Below are 16,987 nucleotides of genomic sequence, written 5' to 3' on the forward strand. Positions count from 1 at the left end.
GCCTTTCTTATTGTGCTTAATTTAGCTGGTAAACTGCAGCTTCGTAAGGTTGCAGCGTGGTGCCGCCCGCCTTGGCGTAGTTGCTGATCAATAGTTTTGCCTTGCTTAGGTTGATGCCTGTATTTGCCGTAGCCGGCTTGTTTTTAAAGTTTAACAAAACCAGCATTTTTGTGCCACCCGTTTCGCGCGTGTAAGCGTAAACATCGGGGTTTGCTTTATCAAGCAGGGTGTATTTGCCATAAACCAGTACTTTGTTATCATTACGCAACTTTACCATTTTACGGAAATAGTTAAGGCAGCTGTTAGGGTCTTTCTCTTGCGCGGCTTTATTAATGGCAGTGTAATTGGCATTAACTTTTAACCAGGGCGCCCCCTTTGTAAAGCCTGCGTTGGCTGTGTTATCCCACTGGAACGGGGTGCGGCCATTGTCCCGGCATTCAAACTGCTGGCGTTTTAAAAATGCAGGGATATCGCCGCCGGTTTGTTTTAAGTGCTTATATTCGTTAAGGGTAGGCATATCCTTGTAATCCTCAATTTTAGTAAAGCCGGCGTTAGTCATGCCCAGTTCATCGCCGTTGTAATAATATGGTGTACCGCGCATACTCATTAAAAATGTGGTGAGCATTTTTGATGATACCTCCCTGTATTGCGGGTTATCATTCCCAAACCGGCTTACCAGGCGGGCCTGATCATGATTGGCCAGGAAGATAGAAAGCCAGCCCTTTTGCGCAAAGGCGCTATCCCATTTGGTAAAAACATCTTTAAAATGCAGCAAACTGTAACCGTTGGGTTGTGCTATACTTACGCCTTCAAAAGCATAGGCCATATTTAGCTCGTGCCTGTCGGCATCAACCATGTTGTGTGCATCTTCCAGGGTATTGCCAGATCCTTCTGCAACGCTCATCACGTTGTATTTGCTCAAAACCTCTTTATTCATTTCCTGCAGATAGCCGTGCAGGTTACCTTGTACGCCGTAGTACTGGTTAAAATTTTTCTCGAAATGTTTAGGGAAGGCCGGGAAGGTGGTGTCTTTAGCAGCAAACTGAAAAGCATCCAGCCTGAAACCATCTATACCTTTATCCGCCCAAAAACGCATAATATCATAGATCTCTTTTCTCAATTTAGGATTTTCCCAGTTCAGATCGGGCTGCTTGCGCGAAAAATAGTGCAGGTAATATGACCGGGTGAGCGAATCGTACCGCCAGGCATCGTGGTTAATATCAAACAAGCTATACCGGTATGCAGGCTTGCCCTGCTCCTCGTTCCACCAGTGATAGTAGTTGCGATAAGGGTTATCGCGCGAGCTTTTACTTTGTTTAAACCATTCATGCTCGTCGCTGCTGTGGTTTACCACCAGGTCCATCACCAGTTTAATACCACGGCTGTGCATGCCTTTAAGCAAGGCGTCAAAATCCTGAATGGTGCCAAAATCTTTCATGATGTTACGGTAATCACTCACATCGTATCCATTATCATCATTTGGCGAACTGTAAACCGGGTTTAACCAAACGGTATTAACCCCAAGGCTTTTGATGTAATCCAATTCAGATGTAATGCCCTTCAGGTCGCCGATGCCATCACCATCGCTATCTTTAAAACTGCGGGGATAAATCTGATAAACAACGGCTTCTTTCCACCATTGCTGTTCGCCGGGGTTGTTTTTTTGTATATTTTTCGGCTTATCATCAGCCTGTTTACAATTGGCGAGCAGCAAACAGCCTGCGGCGCAAATACTTAATAATTTATGGATAGGCATTAAAGTAATATTGGTTATTAAAGATAATTAAAAAAGGCATCAGGGCAAATAAACAAGCCGCATCGATCACGATGCGGCTTGTTTATTTTGTAAAGTTTTGATTATTGTATTTTGGCTTCCTAATCTTATTTTGCTTACAACTGGCTTGGCGCAAGTTCCAGGTGGTATTTTACCAGGTTATCTATAGGTGAGCGAATGATGTTACCAACAGTCATGCCGTTTTCTATACAAACCTCTTCCAGTACGTTACGAAAATTGTAACCTACAGAGCCTATGCAATTAAAGGTATATTTTTGATAATCAGGATAATGCGTAACCAGGTTACGGAAAAAATCTTCGAACGAAGTACGCACCAGGTTGCGCGAGTATTCGATGTTTACAATATTATCATAAACAAACTTGCTGAAGCTGGCACAAAAACGGTTGGCACGCGGCTGTGTATAAACAATCTCGTTAATATCATCGGGCGTAAGCTTAAAGGTATCCCAAAAGTTTTGGCGTACGGCTTCTGGCATGTAGCCACGTAAATAATCTACCAACAGCTTTTTACCTATGTGGCAGCCGCTGCCTTCATCACCCAGGATATATGCGCCCGAATCTATGTTATTGGTTACCTCTTTACCATTGTAAAGGCAGGTGTTGGTACCTGTGCCCAAAATAGCAGCAAAACCTTCGTTGTTACCCAGCAGGGCACGCGCGGCGGCAAGCAGATCGTGCCCAATATTAACTTTGGATTTTGAAAAAACTACTTGCATGGCATCCTCTACAACCTTTCTCATCTCTGGTGTAGAACAACCCGCACCATAATAATTAACCTCCGTAATTTTATCCTTCTCCAGATCGGTAGGCAGGCTTTCAGTCAACGATTTAATAATGTAATCAGTCCCAGAAAAGTATGGATTATAGCCCTCAGTGTTAAAGTACACCTTTTTACCTTCTTCGGTAACCAAACACCAGTTAGTTTTGGTGGAGCCACCGTCAGCAATTATGATCATAAATAAGTTTTTTTAAAAAATTGGGTTAAAAGTATGATTAACTTATTGTAAAAAAAACACTTCGATATTTTAAAAAGTAAAATTAAGGTTTAGCAGAGGTTAAATCTATGTTTACATGCTTAAAAGCAACTTCTACCACCTCAATTATTTTAACACCGATTTATCCATTTAATAAGTTATGCAATTGGTTTTTAATTGTCTGTTTTACATATAAAGCACCATATAATTGGTGCCGGTTTATAATTATATGCAATTATATGTAATTTTTTAACAATTAAATATTATGAGTGTTTTTTATACACCATAATATTAGTTAAAAATGCCGTTTGGAGTTGAATGAATGGCATTTAGCATTTAAAATGGTGTTAATTATGCAAGCAAAATTCACTATAAAAAAGTTTGCTTAGATACCTATTGCCTGTTTAAAGCAATTTTTGCATATTTGCACCGCGAAAAAAATCGCAGATGGTCCCATAGCTCAGCTGGATAGAGCAACTGATTTCTAATCAGTAGGTCTCAGGTTCGAATCCTGATGGGATCACAATCTCTTTTTCCGAAGAGAAATTAATTTCAAATACCTCATTTTCTTTCAGGAGATGCTGTTTCTATCCGCATCAATTCCCAGGTTCATTACAAATCAGCTAAATTTTAAAATTTAACCTGATTTTAAAACCTTTCGGTGCCTCCCCTGCTTTGTTACTTATAATATCGTTTATGAAAAGTATCCTTACCCGCTTCAAGATCAGTGATCACAAAAACTTCTCTTTAAAAAAATACGATACTGATGACACCGCCGGCTATGAAAAAGAAAGTGCCGAAGAACTGCTGGCCGATCTGATAAAAGAAACCGCTAAATTACAAACAGAACTTTATGCCGCTAACAGTAAGTCGCTGCTCATTATTTTCCAGGCGATGGATGCGGCAGGTAAGGATAGCGCCATAGCGCATACCATGTCGGGCTTAAACCCGCAGGGATGCCAGGTATATAGTTTTAAGCAGCCGACGTCCGAAGATTATGAGCACGACTTTTTGTGGCGGCATTATAAAGCCCTGCCAGAGCGTGGCCGCATCGGCATCCACAACCGCTCGCATTACGAAAACGTGCTGGTGACCAAAGTACATCCGGAATTTATCCTGAAGGAGAACATTCCAGGCATTAATAAGGTAAAAGATATCGATAAAAAATTTTGGGAACAACGGTATGAGAGTATTCGAGATTTTGAGAAACATCAAACCGCTAACGGGACGGTAATTGTTAAATTCTTTCTTCATCTATCTAAAGAAGAGCAGAAAAAACGCTTTTTAAAACGCATTGCCGACCCGGAAAAGAACTGGAAGTTTGCATCCGGCGATATTAAAGAACGCGCCTTGTGGAATGATTATATGGAGGCCTATGAAACGGCCATCAAAGAAACCAGTACAGCAGATAGCCCCTGGTATGTGGTGCCTGCTGATAAAAAATGGTTTACACGGATAGCCATATCTACCATTATCCTGCAAACACTTAAGGACATGAAACTGGAATACCCGGTACTGCCTAAGGAAGAAATGGAGAAATTAACAGAAACCAAAAGGATATTAGAGAAAGAATAATTTGCTATCGGCATTACTGTAAGCCATAGCAACGTGGCAATCCCCGGCATGCTTGTCGCCGGCTGTTCTATCGGGGATTGCTACGCTCACAACAACGTGTTATTTACTTACCATGGTGTTACACCGTAATCGCTAAAGTAACCGGCGGTTGGGCCGTCTTTGTCGATCATGGCATACTTAACAATTGGTGCTGCGCCCTCTGCTACTGTTTTATAACCCTGATTATTGTTAAAATCCGTTGCGGTGTAGCCGGGGTTTACAGCGTTTACCCTAAAGTTTTTCAGTTCGTAAGCTAAAGCGATCGTGTAACCATTTAAAGCACTTTTTGATGGGCCGTAAGCTGCGGTTTTAACCTCATAATGCCTCCAGGCTGGGTCGGTGTGCAGGCCAAGCGAACCAAGGTCTGATGTAACGTTAACTATCCTGGGATTGGGTGAACTTTGCATCAGCGGAACGAATGTTTTTGTTACACGGGCAACCCCAAAAACGTTTACCTCATATACTTTTTTGTAAGTCTCTATGGGGGTTTCTAAAACCGGCTGAGGGATACTGCCCGGGATACCTGCATTGTTGATCAGCACATCTAAATGATCGATGCGTTTGGCCAGAGCATCATAGGCTTGCTGTACCGATTGATCGTCCACTACATCTATCAGCACCAATTCAACATCTTTTAAACCTTCGCTGTGCAGCAGCGATACAGCTTCGTCGCCCCGTTGTTTATCGCGGCAGCCCAAAAATACATGGTAGCCTGCATTTGCCAGTTGGCGGGCGGTTTCCAGGCCAATACCTTTATTAGCACCGGTTATTAATACTGTCTGTTTTTCCATAAAGCAAAATTACAGCAACACAAGCTCAATATCACTGCACATAGCAGGGCATTAACTGTACATTTCGCGGATTTGCTGGCGGTAGGCTATCGGGGTGCTCTCGGCAAGGCGTTTAAAGAAACGGTTAAAATACGCGGCATCTTCAAAGCCCAATTCATCAGCTATTTGCTTAACAGACAGATCGGTGTGTAATAGTTTACGTTTAGCCTCTACTACCAACCGGTTATGTATATGGCTGATGGCTGTTTTGCCGCTTTGCTGTTTCACCATATCATTCAAATATCCCGGCGACAGGTTTAATAAATTGGCATAACCCGCAACATCATGCAAATGGGTATGGTTCTCCCCTATTAACTCCTGGAAACTTTTTAACAGGCGGTGATTGTGGGTTATCTTACTCTCGCCAAACTGTTCGGTGTAGATCCTGCTGAGATAAATAATAAGCACCCGCAGCCACGATGCCAGCATTTGGTTTTGCCAGGCACCTCCGGTTTTGTATTCATGCGTCATTTTGCGCATAACATCTTCTATGTATTCGATCTCATCAGTGCTCAAAAAGATCTCATGCGCGTCTGCGGGGTTTTGGATAATAGGTAACTGGCGCAGCATTCGGTTTTCTTCGAGCAGTAAAAACTCCTCTGTAAAACCGGCGATGTATCCTTTTACAGGCTTACTTTCTTCCTTTAAATGAATCTGCTGTGGTACCGTGAAATAAAAATGCCCCGGCTTTACGGTGTACGATGTGAAATCTATCCAATGGCGACTGTCGCCCTGTTCTACGAAGGCAAAAAAGTAGTAATCTTTACGATGGGGAAGCAAAAAAGCATCCTCGATGATCACGTCGATGCCGTTAGCTTGGTGCACCTCTATCATGGTGGGTTTACCGCCATCAACGGTTACTAACGGGTAGCTTTTAATAGTATGGTTTTCGGGCGCTGTTAATACGGACATAGTACAAATGTATTAAATCTATCGCTGCCACAAACGCAACGCTTGCGGCAGCCTATTTTCTACATCAACTCGCTATCATTCTTTACATGCCAGGTTTTGTAGGCCATGTAATAAAGCAGCAGTGTTGGTATCACATAAAAAAATGCCCCCTGTCCGTTAAAATCCGGGTAAGCTGCTATGATGCTGTAGATCAATAAGGCCAGGGCAACCGTGCCACCAACCAGGTATAAATAAAAAAATTTCCCGGCCATGTTATTTAAGCTTTTTTGTTTTTTTAACAGCCTGCTTTGCGATTACTTTTTTAAATATTGCGGCACCAAGCGGCGGCGTTGTAACGGCTATAGAATTATCCCTGCCATGCCACGCGGTAGGCTCGCTGGCTATTGCATCAAAATTAATGATACCGCTGCCCCAGAATTTTTCGCTATCAGAATTAAATATTTCCTGCCATTCGCCGGCTGCGGGCACACCCACACGATAGTTATAATGCGGAACAGGCGTCATATTCAGCACAATAACCAGCTCGTTCTCTCGCGCTACCCCTTTACGGGTATAAATCAGGATAGAATCATCAAGGTTGCCGGCATCTATCCATTCAAAGCCTGTCCAGTCAAAGCTTTTTTCATACAATGCAGGCTCATTTTTATACAAATAATTAATTGCTTTAACAGCCTCTTTTAAACCCTGGTGGCTGGCATGCTCCAGCAAATGCCAATCTAAAGATTGTTTGTAATTCCATTCGGCAACCTGGCCAAATTCGCTGCCCATAAACAACAATTTGGTACCGGGGTGCGTGTACATAAAGCTGTATAGCAAACGCAGATTGGCAAATTTTTGCCAGTCGTCTCCGGGCATCTTGTTCAGCATCGAACCTTTACCATAAACTACCTCATCGTGCGAGAAAGGCAGCATAAAGTTTTCTGTAAAGGCATATACCATGCTAAAGGTAAGCTGGTTTTGGTGGTATTTGCGATAGATAGGGTCCTGCTTAAAATAGTCGAGCGTATCGTGCATCCACCCCATCATCCATTTCATGCCAAAGCCCAGCCCGCCTGTGTAAACCGGGCGGCTAACCCCGGCAAACGAGGTAGACTCTTCGGCAATAGTTTGCACATCCGGAAAGTTGCTGTACACTGTGGTGTTAAACTCTTTCAGGAAGGAAATAGCCTCCAGGTTTTCGTTGCCGCCAAACTCGTTGGGGTCCCACTCGCCATGATTGCGCGAATAATCTAAGTAGAGCATTGATGCTACAGCATCTACACGTAAGCCGTCGATATGGAAGCGTTCCAGCCAAAACAGTGCGTTGCTGATTAAAAATGCACGCACTTCGTTTCGGCCATAATTAAAAATGTATGATTTCCAATCGGGATGAAAGCCTTTTTTAAGATCGGCATGCTCATAAAGGTGCGTACCGTCAAAATTATACAAACCGTGCGCATCCCCGGGGAAATGCGAAGGCACCCAATCTAAAATAACACCGATGCCCGCTTTATGAAATTCTTCGATCAGGTACATCAGGTCCTGCGGGGTTCCGTAACGGCAGGATGCCGCAAAGAAACCCGTGATCTGGTACCCCCAGCTTGGGTAATAAGGGTGCTCCATCAAAGGCATAAACTCTACATGTGTAAAGCCCATATCCTTTACATAAGGCACCAGCGTTTCGGCCAGTTGGCGGTAACTTAAAAACTCTTCAGGGCTCTCCGGGCTGCGCGCCCACGAGCCCAGGTGCATTTCATAAACCGAGTGAGGCTTATCTAATGCTGTATGCTGGTAGCGTGTGGCCATCCAGTCCTGGTCTTTCCATTCGTAAAACGTATCGGCTACGATTGATGCGGTACGCGGGGGCAATTCCCAGCGTAAGGCAAACGGGTCGCTCTTTTCCAGATCTTCGCCGGTAGATGATTTGATATAATATTTATAAGTTTCGCCCACCCCAATATTCGGGATAAACCCTTCCCAGATACCGGATGCATCCCAACGATAATTTAGCGAATGCGAACCTTTGTTCCACCCGTTAAAATTACCTATAACAGCTACGTATTGTGCGTTGGGGGCCCATACGGCAAAGTAAGTACCAACAACCCCTTTGTGTTCTACCACATGCGACCCAAATTTTTCGTAAAGCTTAAAATGCTTGCCAGATTTAAACAGGTCGATATCAAAATCGGTAAAACGGCTATAGGGCTCAACCGCTTTAAGTTCTGTATTTTCTATAATTTGTAGTGTATTGGTCTTTTTAGCGGCAGCAGGCTTTTTTTCTGTTGCTTTTTTTGGCGCAGCTTTTTTAGAAACCGTTACCTCTTCAGCTTCCGGCCAGCTTGCTTTAGCAGCGGCTTTTGGCTTGGTTTCTTTTTTTGCTTTTACAGGTTTCGATTCCTTTAGCTCAGTATCGGGTTTCTTTGTTTGCTTTGCCATATTTAGGGGTTAGCGCTGTTGCGCTTAGGTTAATTGGTTTACAGGGCTTGTACTACTGATGTATCAAATATATCATTATTGAACATACAATAAAGGCAGATGTTTATATAAACTAAAAAAGGCCCCTTAACGGGGCCTCTTTGCTATTTAAATATCTCTATCTGTTTAAAGTTTTTGGTAAACTTAAACTCGTAAGTTTTGTCTGGGTTAGCACTGATGGTGCTTATCTCTTTACCATCGGCAATAATTTTTGATGGTTTAAAAGGTAAGCCGTTCACCTTAACATGGTAACCTTCGTAGCGTGGGGTGTATAAACCTTCCATGCTTTGTTTAATGGTGAGTTTTTCCGTATCACCTTTAACCACAAATTTCTTTTCGAGGTAAATATCCTGCTCGTAGGCAAAGGTTTCGCCGTAATCTTCAAACAAAAACGAATTCACTTCGTAATCGCTGTAATAGATGTTTAGTTTAACCTCTTCTATCTCTTTTTCGCCTGTAAACTGCATTACCGGATACTCGGGAATTACCGACCCTGCTTTCACAAATATCGGGATCAGATCCAGCGGGGTTGGTACGCTAACCTCCCGGCCGCCGTCAACCATCTCCAGGCTCCAGAAATCGTACCATTTGCCTTTTGGCAAGTACACTTTACGGCTTTTCTGGCCTGGTTCTAATACCGGGCATATCATTATCTTATCACCATAAGTAAATTCGTCCTGGCGGAAATGGTTAGATGCTACGTCCTGCTCCTGCATTACAACCGGCCTAAGGATAGGGAAACCGTAACGGTGATGCTCCCAAAATGCCGAATACAGGTAAGGCAACAAGCGGTAACGTAATTCTATAAATTTACGGTTGATGGATGTATAAGGCTCGCCAAAGCTCCATGGTTCGCGCTCTTTGGTATCACCGGCAGAGTGTGCGCGCATAAATGGCGAGAAGGTACCCATCTGGATCCAGCGGGTAAACAGTTCGCCGTCCGGCTCGCCGCTAAAACCGCCGATATCCGTTCCGCAGAACGAGATACCCGATACGGAAAGCCTTTGCAGCTGAATGTTACCCAATTTTAAATGCTCCCACGATGCTACGTTATCACCCGTCCAAACGGATGAGTAGCGCTGCACGCCCGAATAACCCGCACGGGTAATGGTGAACGGGCGCTTATTTTTCATTTGTTTACGTAAGCCCTCATAAGTAGCGCGTACCATTTGCATCCCGTAAACATTGTGTGCCTTGCGATGCGAACCACGGTAACCATCGTACTGATGGCGCACATCATCCGGGAAGGTGCCCGAGCCAAATACGGCAGGTTCGTTCATATCGTTCCAAACACCGGCAACGCCTGTTTCTACCAGTTCGTCAAACAAATCGCCCCACCAGGCGCGTACCTCCGGATTGGTAAAATCCGGAAACTGGCAGCGGCCCGGCCAAACGTGGCCCTCCATAAAGTAATCATCGCAGCGGCGGCAGAAATATTTTTTTTCTTTCCCCTCTTTAAAAACCGAATAGTTATCGTCTACCCGGATACCAGGATCGATAATTACAACGGTTTTAAACCCGGATGACGCCAGGTCGGCAATCATTTTTTTAGGGTTAGGGAAGTATTTGGGGCTCCAGGTGAAACAACGGTAGCCATCCATATAATCAATATCCAGGTAAATACCATCGCACGGGATCCTGTTCTGGCGGAAACCATTAGCTATAACCCTTACTTTATTTTCGGGGTAATAGCTCCAGCGGCATTGGTGATAACCCAGCGCCCAAAGCGGCGGCATTGGGTGCGTGCCGGTTAACAGATGGTAGTTTTTTACCACATCCATCATATGAGGGCCATGGATATAATAGTATTGCAGTTCGCCCCCATCTGCCCAAAAGCTGGTTTTGGTAGGGTCTTCGGCGCCAAAATCAAAATGGGCCTTAAAGGTATTATCAAAGAAAATACCGTGTGCAATATTATCGCTTACGCTGATATAAAACGGGATAGAGCGGTAAAGCGGATCCTGGTTAAAGCCGAAAGAATAGGCATCGGTGTTCCAGTTTTTTAAGCGTTTACCGCGCAGGTTAAACTCTGTAGCTTTATCGCCAAGTCCAAAAAAGCTTTCCTCCTGCTGGCATGTTTTGGTACAAAAAACATAATAACCGCCAAACTGCGTGTTTTCTTCCCAGTGCATCGGCACGGCATCTGCGCTGGTTACATGGTCGTTCTTATCCGAAAATGAGATAAAAAAATCCTGCTTGCGGATGTGGCAATTCACAGCGGCTGTAGATACGCGGAATTCCTCCTCATTCTCTAACAAAGTAAACTCAACTGCCTTTTGCGGAAGTTCTGGCACAGCGTACGAAAACTCTTCCAAAAAGACGCTATGCGGGGCCAACCTTACACGAATGATCTCGTTAGTTACCAGCAGCACTTCTACTTTAGCATCGCCGTCGGTAAAAAATATTTTATTGCCTGCTTGTTCTGCATGGGTAGGGATGCCCAGGTATTTCTTTACGATGGGTTTAATGCCATCGGCGGGGTTATTTAAGTGGTGAAACTCTTCGTCCTCAACAATCATTTCCTCCACCTGCAGCAATTTTGCCGTTATCAGTTCAGGGTTGGGATCTGGTATATTTTCTGCCATGTTAAATTTTATTCAATATGCTTTAAGCTTAAGTACTTTAAAGCACGATTAATATCAGCTAATTAATTTGGTAACAGCTAATAAACGATTATTTCCTGAAACTTCCAGCTATAATTACGCCAAAGTATGTGCAGGTATAAATTTTGAGGCAGTTTTACAAATTTAGCAACAAGCCGCTGCTGCCATTAATAACTACAGGTATGCCCGCTGCCACATCCGCCGTGGCAAAGTTTGCGCCGCTTAACAGATCTGTAAAAACAGCCTCACCGGCCCATCCAAACTGTGTAAGCAATTCCACAGGTATTTTAATGTTGATGGCACATTGCGCACGGTTAAAATTAGCTATCACCAATACTTTTTGCCCTACAGTGTACCGCATATAAATATACAGCAGGGTATTAAAGCCCTGCTGATGCTCGTTAGCTATCATTAATTCATAAAATGCCCCGTTACTCAGGGCATAGTTACCTTTTACAACATTTAATAGCTTGCTGTAAAAATTGCGCAGGTTTTGCTGCCCGGCAGATAGTTTACCGCCGTCAAAAGCGCCGTCGTTCATCCACTGCTGATGTGCGGGCACTCCCCAGTAATCAAAAATGGTGGTACGCCCGTCATCTGTGCTAAAACCGCATGCACCCCATGCAGGCTCGCCTACCTCCTGGCCCAAATAAACCATTACCGGCCCTGTAGCCAGCGTAGCGCTCACGATCATACCCGGAACGGCCAATGCCGCATCACCGGCAAAATACTTGCTGGCAATACGCTGCTCGTCGTGGTTTTCCATAAAGCGCAGCATGTGCTGGTCTATCCCCTTGCAATGATTGTTCCATACGGCGTTGATCTCCCAGGTACTTGCACCCGGCTCGTTACAGGTTAGCCTGCGGATGGCTTCGTATAAACCAACCTTATCGTACAGGTAATCAAAACAACCGTTTTTAATATAATTGTTATACTGATCCTTATCGTAAGCTTCGCCGATGAAAACCAAACCGGGATAAGCGGTTTTAAGCTGTGGAATAAGCCAGGACCAAAATTCAACCGGTACCATCTCTATCATATCGCAGCGGAAACCATCCACCCCCATTTGTGCCCAGTAGCTTAAAATATGGCGCATTTTATGCCAAAGCGGCGGGATGTGATCAAAGTACGATTTCTTGCCATCCAGATAGTAAACGCCGTAATTGAGTTTAATGGTTTCAAACCAATCGTTTATGGACGGGGACGGGTTAAACACATCGTTGCCCGTTGCCTTTGCCGGGAACTCATCAAACTTACCATCTTTTAGGGGCGAAGTAAAATCATCCCCACCCGGATTATACCCTCCCGGTACAACAAACGGATAACCGGGGATATAGTAAAAATCGTTATCGGGCGCAAAATGCAGGGTATTGTCGTCATCCTCGCCAAAATCGCGCACATCATCCGGCTTTACATCCGATGCATAGGTACGCGCCACATGGTTGGGCACAAAATCAATGATCACCTTCATCCCGTTTTTGTGGGTACGGCCTACCAGCTCTTTAAACTCGGAGATGCGGAATTCTACATCAACCGCCAGATCGGTAGCGATATCGTAGTAATCTTTGATGGCATAAGGCGACCCTGCACGACCTTTAACCACATCCGGATCGTCCCTTTTGATACCGTGGACAGAATAATCCGTCATGGTGGCGTGCTCAATTACGCCGGTGTACCAAACGTGACTAAAACCCATTGCACTGATCTCGGCAAGGGCCTTATCGGTAATATCGTTCAACTTGCCGGTACCATTTTCTTCCACAGAACCGTAAAACTTGTTGGTGGTATTTTTATTGCCGAATAAACGCGGCAGCAACTGATAGATAGTTAACTTATGATTGGGCATTTAGTCGATTTAAAGTATTTATCATTCGCCGAGTCAAGCGTCTACGCTTAACTTTTACTTTTGCAGCGTCCACGCTGCCGTGTTTGCGTGAGCGTAGACGCTTATATTGTCCATCATTCAAGCGTGGACGCTTGAACGGGCGTTAGTTTTTCTGAATTTGATTTAATAGCTATATCGCTTCCATAGATCTTTATAACAATCTCTGCGTCGGACAGATTTTTGATCAATACGCCCTCCTTACTTATTTTAATATTCAGCGAAGCGCCCCTAAACCCTACCCGGAAGGAGAAAGCCTGCCATTGATGCGGCAGCAACGGATTAAAAGACAATTTGCCATCCTTTACCCTCATCCCGCCAAAGCCTTCCACTACACTCATCCAAGTTCCGGCCATAGAAGTGATGTGGCAGCCGTCATCCGTATCGCTGTTATAATCGTCTATATCCAACCTGGAGGTGCGCAGGTAAAACTGGTAGGCGCGGTCAATATCGCCCAGCCTGGCGGCTAAAATGGCGTGTACGCAGGGCGATAGCGACGACTCGTGCACTGTCCTGGGTTCATAAAAATCATAGTTCCGGCGGATGGTATCTAAATCGTAATTATCCTCGAAGAAATACAAGCCTTGCAACACATCGGCCTGCTTAATATAAACCGAGCGCAGGATCCTGTCCCAGCTCCATTTTTTCACTAACGGCTGTTCGGATGCAGGCAGATCTTTCACCAGGATCTGTTCTTTATCCAGGTAACCATCCTGCTGTAGAAATATGCCCAGTTTATCATCATGTGCGAAATACATGTTACGGATGATATCCGCAAATTTCTCGCACTCCTGCTCTTCGCGGAAACCGGTTTTAGCCACCAGATCGTTATATTTTGGCTGACTCGCCTCTTTTACCTTGCCAATAGCTTCGATAGTATATTTTAAACACCAAACGGCAATAGTGCTGGTGTACCAGTTATTGTTTACGTTATTTTCATATTCATTTGGCCCGGTAACACCCAGCATCACGTACTGCTGCTTATCTGCCGACCAAGTAATGCGCTGCACCCAAAAACGCGAAATGGCTATCAATACTTCCAGCCCATAATCAGTTAAGTAAGCTTCATCGCCGGTATAACGTATATAGTTAAAAATGGCAAAAGCAATAGCGCCGTTCCGGTGGATCTCCTCGAAGGTGATCTCCCATTCGTTATGGCATTCGGTGCCATCCATGGTAACCATGGGGTATAGCGCCGCACCATCTTTAAAGCCTAACAGTTTGGCATTATCTATAGCCTTGCCCAATTGCTTGTAACGGTATAACAAAAGGTTGCGGGCCACTTTTTGTTCGGCTGTTGCCAGATAGAACGGCACACAATAAGCCTCGGTATCCCAATAGGTAGAGCCGCCGTATTTTTCGCCTGTAAAACCTTTGGGGCCGATGTTTAAACGGTCATCCTCGCCGGTATAGGTTTGGTTAAGCTGGAAAATATTAAAGCGAATACCCTGCTGCGCCGCAGCATCGCCTTCAATCATAATATCGTTATGCTTCCATTTTTCGGCCCAGGCAGCAGCCTGTTCGGCCAGCATGGTATCAAAACCTTTGGCACTGATAGTTTTAAGCACTCCGGCAGATCGTGTTACCAATTCGGCAGCAGCGTAGTTTTGCGAAGATACATTTACCGCATATTTAATGAGCGTAATGCTTTGCCCCTTTTTAGCCTGCAGCTTTATTTCCGCAGCTATATATTTTTCTTTCTGGATAGGGGTTGATTGAGCATCTATATTTTTGCCATCCTGCACAACAGCAAACATCATGGCTGTAACCACCTCAAATCCTGTTTTTTTAGTGCGTAGATGCACATAACCGTTATCCCCTTCAACAGCTTTGCCTACCTCGTCCCAAAATTTCTCATCGTAATTAGAATCTTTGTTAACAATATCGCCATCAATAAAAGGTGTGATCGAAATCTCCTCCTCAAAATTCAGCGGGGTGATGGTGTATTTGATGGCGCCGGCCTCATCATCAGCCATGCTGCAAAAGCGGATAGCCTCCACTTCCAATTCTTTGCCCAATTTGGTTTTGGCTTTAAAGTTACGCTGCAGGTAACCCTCCTTCATATTTAATTCGCGGCGAAAACTCAGTACCTCGCATTCGGCAAGGTCAAGCTGTTCATCGCCCAGCTTCATATCAATACCTATCCAGTTGGCGGCATTAAGCACTTTGGCAAAGTATTCGGGGTAGCCATTCTTCCACCAGCCTACACGGGTTTTATCGGGATAATAAACACCGGCTACATAGTTACCCTGCAGGGTTTCGCCGCTGTAAGCCTCCTCAAAGTTGGCGCGCTGCCCCATACGGCCGTTGCCCAGGCTAAAAACGCTTTCGGTAACCTTATTGTATTGCGGATCGAAACTTTCTTCGATGATCTTCCACTCGTCAACCTTAAAATATTCTTTCATGCTATATAAGTACAGTATTGGGCTGTGATAGTTTTTGCTAAAATAACAGAAACATGGATAAGTAGGTATATAAATAACACGTAGCCCCACCCCGGCCCTCTCCGAGGGAGAGGGCCGGGGTGGGACTCCTTTCGGAGAGCACTGGAGAGTTGCCACTTGCATCTTCCGTCCATTACTTTTACCTTGCCCGCACTATCGTTATGAAAAACAATATTTTAATAATTGGTGCCGGTGCAGCCGGCTTAATGGCCGCCTATACGCTTAGTAAAGCAGGCAAAAAGGTTACCGTATTAGAAGCGCGTAACCGCACAGGCGGCCGGATCCATAGCTTAAGCAATGAATATTTTTTTAAAGATACCGAACTGGGCGCCGAATTCATTCATGGCGATTTGCCTGTTACACTCCACCTGTTAAAGCAAGCAGGTATTCGTTACAAAAGCGCCAATGCCGAAATGTGGCAATACCAAAACGGCAAGTTTGAAGAGAACAGCATGGTAGTAGCCGACTGGGACCTGCTGATGAAAAAGCTTAACGAACTGAAACAAGATACCCATGTATGGGACTTTTTAAACACAGCGTTTCCAGGCGATAAATATGAGGAACTACGTGCGGGGGTATGGGCCTTTGTATCCGGCTATGATACTGCAAACCCGCGCGATGCCAGCGCATTTGCCCTGCGCAAAGAATGGCAGCACGAAGAGCAGGATGCCCAACACCGGGTTAAAGGCGGTTATTGCGCCATAATAAACTATCTGGCAACCCAATGTAAAGGCAATGGCGGCGAAATATTTTTAAATGCTATTGTTAAAGAGATTAAATGGAACAACGGCGAAGTAAAGGTATTTACCGGCGATAACACTATTTACGAAGCCGGGCAGTTAATAATTGCCATGCCCTTAGGCGTACTAAAAGCAGCCGCGGGCGAAAGCGGTGCCATCACCTTTGATCCACCTATACCAAAGCTTACCACGGCTATAAAGCAAATGGGTTTCGGCGCGGTAATAAAGCTTTTATTTGAGTTTGATACTGCCTTTTGGCTGGATGACAGCATTAAAAAAATGGCCGGCAAAAACATCGATAAAATGGGTTACCTGTTTAGCGATGAAGAGATCCCTACCTGGTGGACACAGGCGCCCGACCCATCTACCGTACTTACAGGATGGATAGGCGGCCCGGCAGCGGCCGGCAAAGCCAATACTAATGATAGCGATATACTGCAACAGGGCTTGCAAGCATTAGCCAACATTTTTAAAATGGGTTTTGAGGACTTGAAAGGCAAACTTATCGCCTACCGCATCATGAATTGGACGGCAGACCCATATACCCGCGGCTCTTATGCCTACGATACCGTGGATGCACCCGAAGCACGTAAGGTATTGAATACGCCGGTAGATAACACCTTGTTTTTTACCGGTGAATATCTGTATGAAGGCACAGCTATGGGAACTGTGGAGGCGGCGCTAACAAGCGGTTTGGATGTGGCGAAGCGGATGATTGTATAAACCGGTGAATTTTATC

Annotated in this window: 11 protein-coding genes and 1 tRNA gene; 3 read left to right on the top strand and 9 right to left on the bottom strand. The window is 44.7% G+C overall.

The annotated features are described in order from the left end of the window. Window positions 1-16: 16 nt before the first annotated feature. Both E2R65_RS16065 and E2R65_RS16070 read right to left on the bottom strand, forming a co-directional pair. Window positions 17-1,756 (bottom strand): glycoside hydrolase family 13 protein, encoded by a 1,740-nt coding sequence (locus tag E2R65_RS16065; protein ID WP_134337512.1) that lies wholly within the window; start codon window positions 1,754-1,756, stop codon window positions 17-19. 134 nt (window positions 1,757-1,890) lie between these two features. Beyond that, window positions 1,891-2,751 carry an N-acetylglucosamine kinase gene (locus E2R65_RS16070; RefSeq protein WP_134337513.1) on the bottom strand — a complete coding sequence of 287 codons (861 nt, stop codon included), beginning with the start codon at window positions 2,749-2,751 and terminating at the stop codon, window positions 1,891-1,893. Window positions 2,752-3,218: 467 nt separating this feature from the next. Here E2R65_RS16070 and E2R65_RS16075 point away from each other — a divergent pair. Together E2R65_RS16075 and E2R65_RS16080 are read left to right on the top strand one after the other, a co-directional pair. Then, window positions 3,219-3,292: transfer RNA gene (locus tag E2R65_RS16075), tRNA-Arg, on the top strand. Between the two features lie 173 nt (window positions 3,293-3,465). Beyond that, entirely contained in the window at window positions 3,466-4,344 is an 879-nt protein-coding gene (locus E2R65_RS16080; RefSeq protein ID WP_134337514.1) for a polyphosphate kinase 2 family protein, read from the top strand. 107 nt (window positions 4,345-4,451) lie between these two features. Here E2R65_RS16080 and E2R65_RS16085 read toward each other — a convergent pair whose 3' ends face one another. From E2R65_RS16085 to E2R65_RS16115, 7 genes are all read right to left on the bottom strand, one after another. Further along, window positions 4,452-5,174: an SDR family oxidoreductase gene (locus E2R65_RS16085; protein ID WP_134337515.1), complete on the bottom strand. Its 723-nt coding sequence runs from the start codon at window positions 5,172-5,174 to the stop codon at window positions 4,452-4,454. Between the two features lie 51 nt (window positions 5,175-5,225). Next, window positions 5,226-6,125, bottom strand: coding sequence for an AraC family transcriptional regulator (locus E2R65_RS16090; protein WP_134337516.1), 900 nt, complete (start codon window positions 6,123-6,125; stop codon window positions 5,226-5,228). Window positions 6,126-6,184: 59 nt separating this feature from the next. After that, entirely contained in the window at window positions 6,185-6,376 is a 192-nt protein-coding gene (locus E2R65_RS16095) for a hypothetical protein (protein WP_134337517.1), read from the bottom strand. A gap of 1 nt (window position 6,377) precedes the next feature. Then, on the bottom strand, window positions 6,378-8,540 hold the full coding sequence (gene glgB / locus E2R65_RS16100; RefSeq protein ID WP_134337518.1) for a 1,4-alpha-glucan branching protein GlgB: 2,163 nt from the start codon (window positions 8,538-8,540) through the stop codon (window positions 6,378-6,380). 143 nt (window positions 8,541-8,683) lie between these two features. Then, window positions 8,684-11,098, bottom strand: coding sequence for a glycoside hydrolase family 31 protein (locus tag E2R65_RS16105; RefSeq protein WP_134337708.1), 2,415 nt, complete (start codon window positions 11,096-11,098; stop codon window positions 8,684-8,686). 220 nt (window positions 11,099-11,318) lie between these two features. Then, window positions 11,319-13,028, bottom strand: coding sequence for an alpha-amylase family protein (locus E2R65_RS16110; protein WP_134337519.1), 1,710 nt, complete (start codon window positions 13,026-13,028; stop codon window positions 11,319-11,321). A 113-nt stretch (window positions 13,029-13,141) separates the two neighbouring features. Continuing rightward, a complete protein-coding gene (locus E2R65_RS16115; RefSeq protein ID WP_134337520.1) occupies window positions 13,142-15,469 on the bottom strand; it encodes a glycoside hydrolase family 65 protein in 2,328 nt (775 codons plus the stop codon). Between the two features lie 200 nt (window positions 15,470-15,669). On the opposite strand from E2R65_RS16115, the gene E2R65_RS16120 reads away from it, so the two are divergent. After that, window positions 15,670-16,971, top strand: a complete 1,302-nt coding sequence (locus E2R65_RS16120; protein WP_134337521.1) for a flavin monoamine oxidase family protein — start codon at window positions 15,670-15,672, stop codon at window positions 16,969-16,971. Window positions 16,972-16,987 lie beyond the last annotated feature (16 nt).

It is taken from the genome of Mucilaginibacter phyllosphaerae (genome assembly GCF_004378255.1).
GTDB classification, from domain to species: domain Bacteria; phylum Bacteroidota; class Bacteroidia; order Sphingobacteriales; family Sphingobacteriaceae; genus Mucilaginibacter; species Mucilaginibacter phyllosphaerae.

Coding starts and splice junctions, on each gene's coding strand:
- E2R65_RS16065 (WP_134337512.1), bottom strand. CDS start 1,756: ATGCCTATCCATAAATTATTAAGTATTTGCGCCGCAGGCTGTTTGCTG.
- E2R65_RS16070 (WP_134337513.1), bottom strand. CDS start 2,751: ATGATCATAATTGCTGACGGTGGCTCCACCAAAACTAACTGGTGTTTG.
- E2R65_RS16080 (WP_134337514.1), top strand. CDS start 3,466: ATGAAAAGTATCCTTACCCGCTTCAAGATCAGTGATCACAAAAACTTC.
- E2R65_RS16085 (WP_134337515.1), bottom strand. CDS start 5,174: ATGGAAAAACAGACAGTATTAATAACCGGTGCTAATAAAGGTATTGGC.
- E2R65_RS16090 (WP_134337516.1), bottom strand. CDS start 6,125: ATGTCCGTATTAACAGCGCCCGAAAACCATACTATTAAAAGCTACCCG.
- E2R65_RS16095 (WP_134337517.1), bottom strand. CDS start 6,376: ATGGCCGGGAAATTTTTTTATTTATACCTGGTTGGTGGCACGGTTGCC.
- glgB (WP_134337518.1), bottom strand. CDS start 8,540: ATGGCAAAGCAAACAAAGAAACCCGATACTGAGCTAAAGGAATCGAAA.
- E2R65_RS16105 (WP_134337708.1), bottom strand. CDS start 11,098: ATGATTGTTGAGGACGAAGAGTTTCACCACTTAAATAACCCCGCCGAT.
- E2R65_RS16110 (WP_134337519.1), bottom strand. CDS start 13,028: ATGCCCAATCATAAGTTAACTATCTATCAGTTGCTGCCGCGTTTATTC.
- E2R65_RS16115 (WP_134337520.1), bottom strand. CDS start 15,469: ATGAAAGAATATTTTAAGGTTGACGAGTGGAAGATCATCGAAGAAAGT.
- E2R65_RS16120 (WP_134337521.1), top strand. CDS start 15,670: ATGAAAAACAATATTTTAATAATTGGTGCCGGTGCAGCCGGCTTAATG.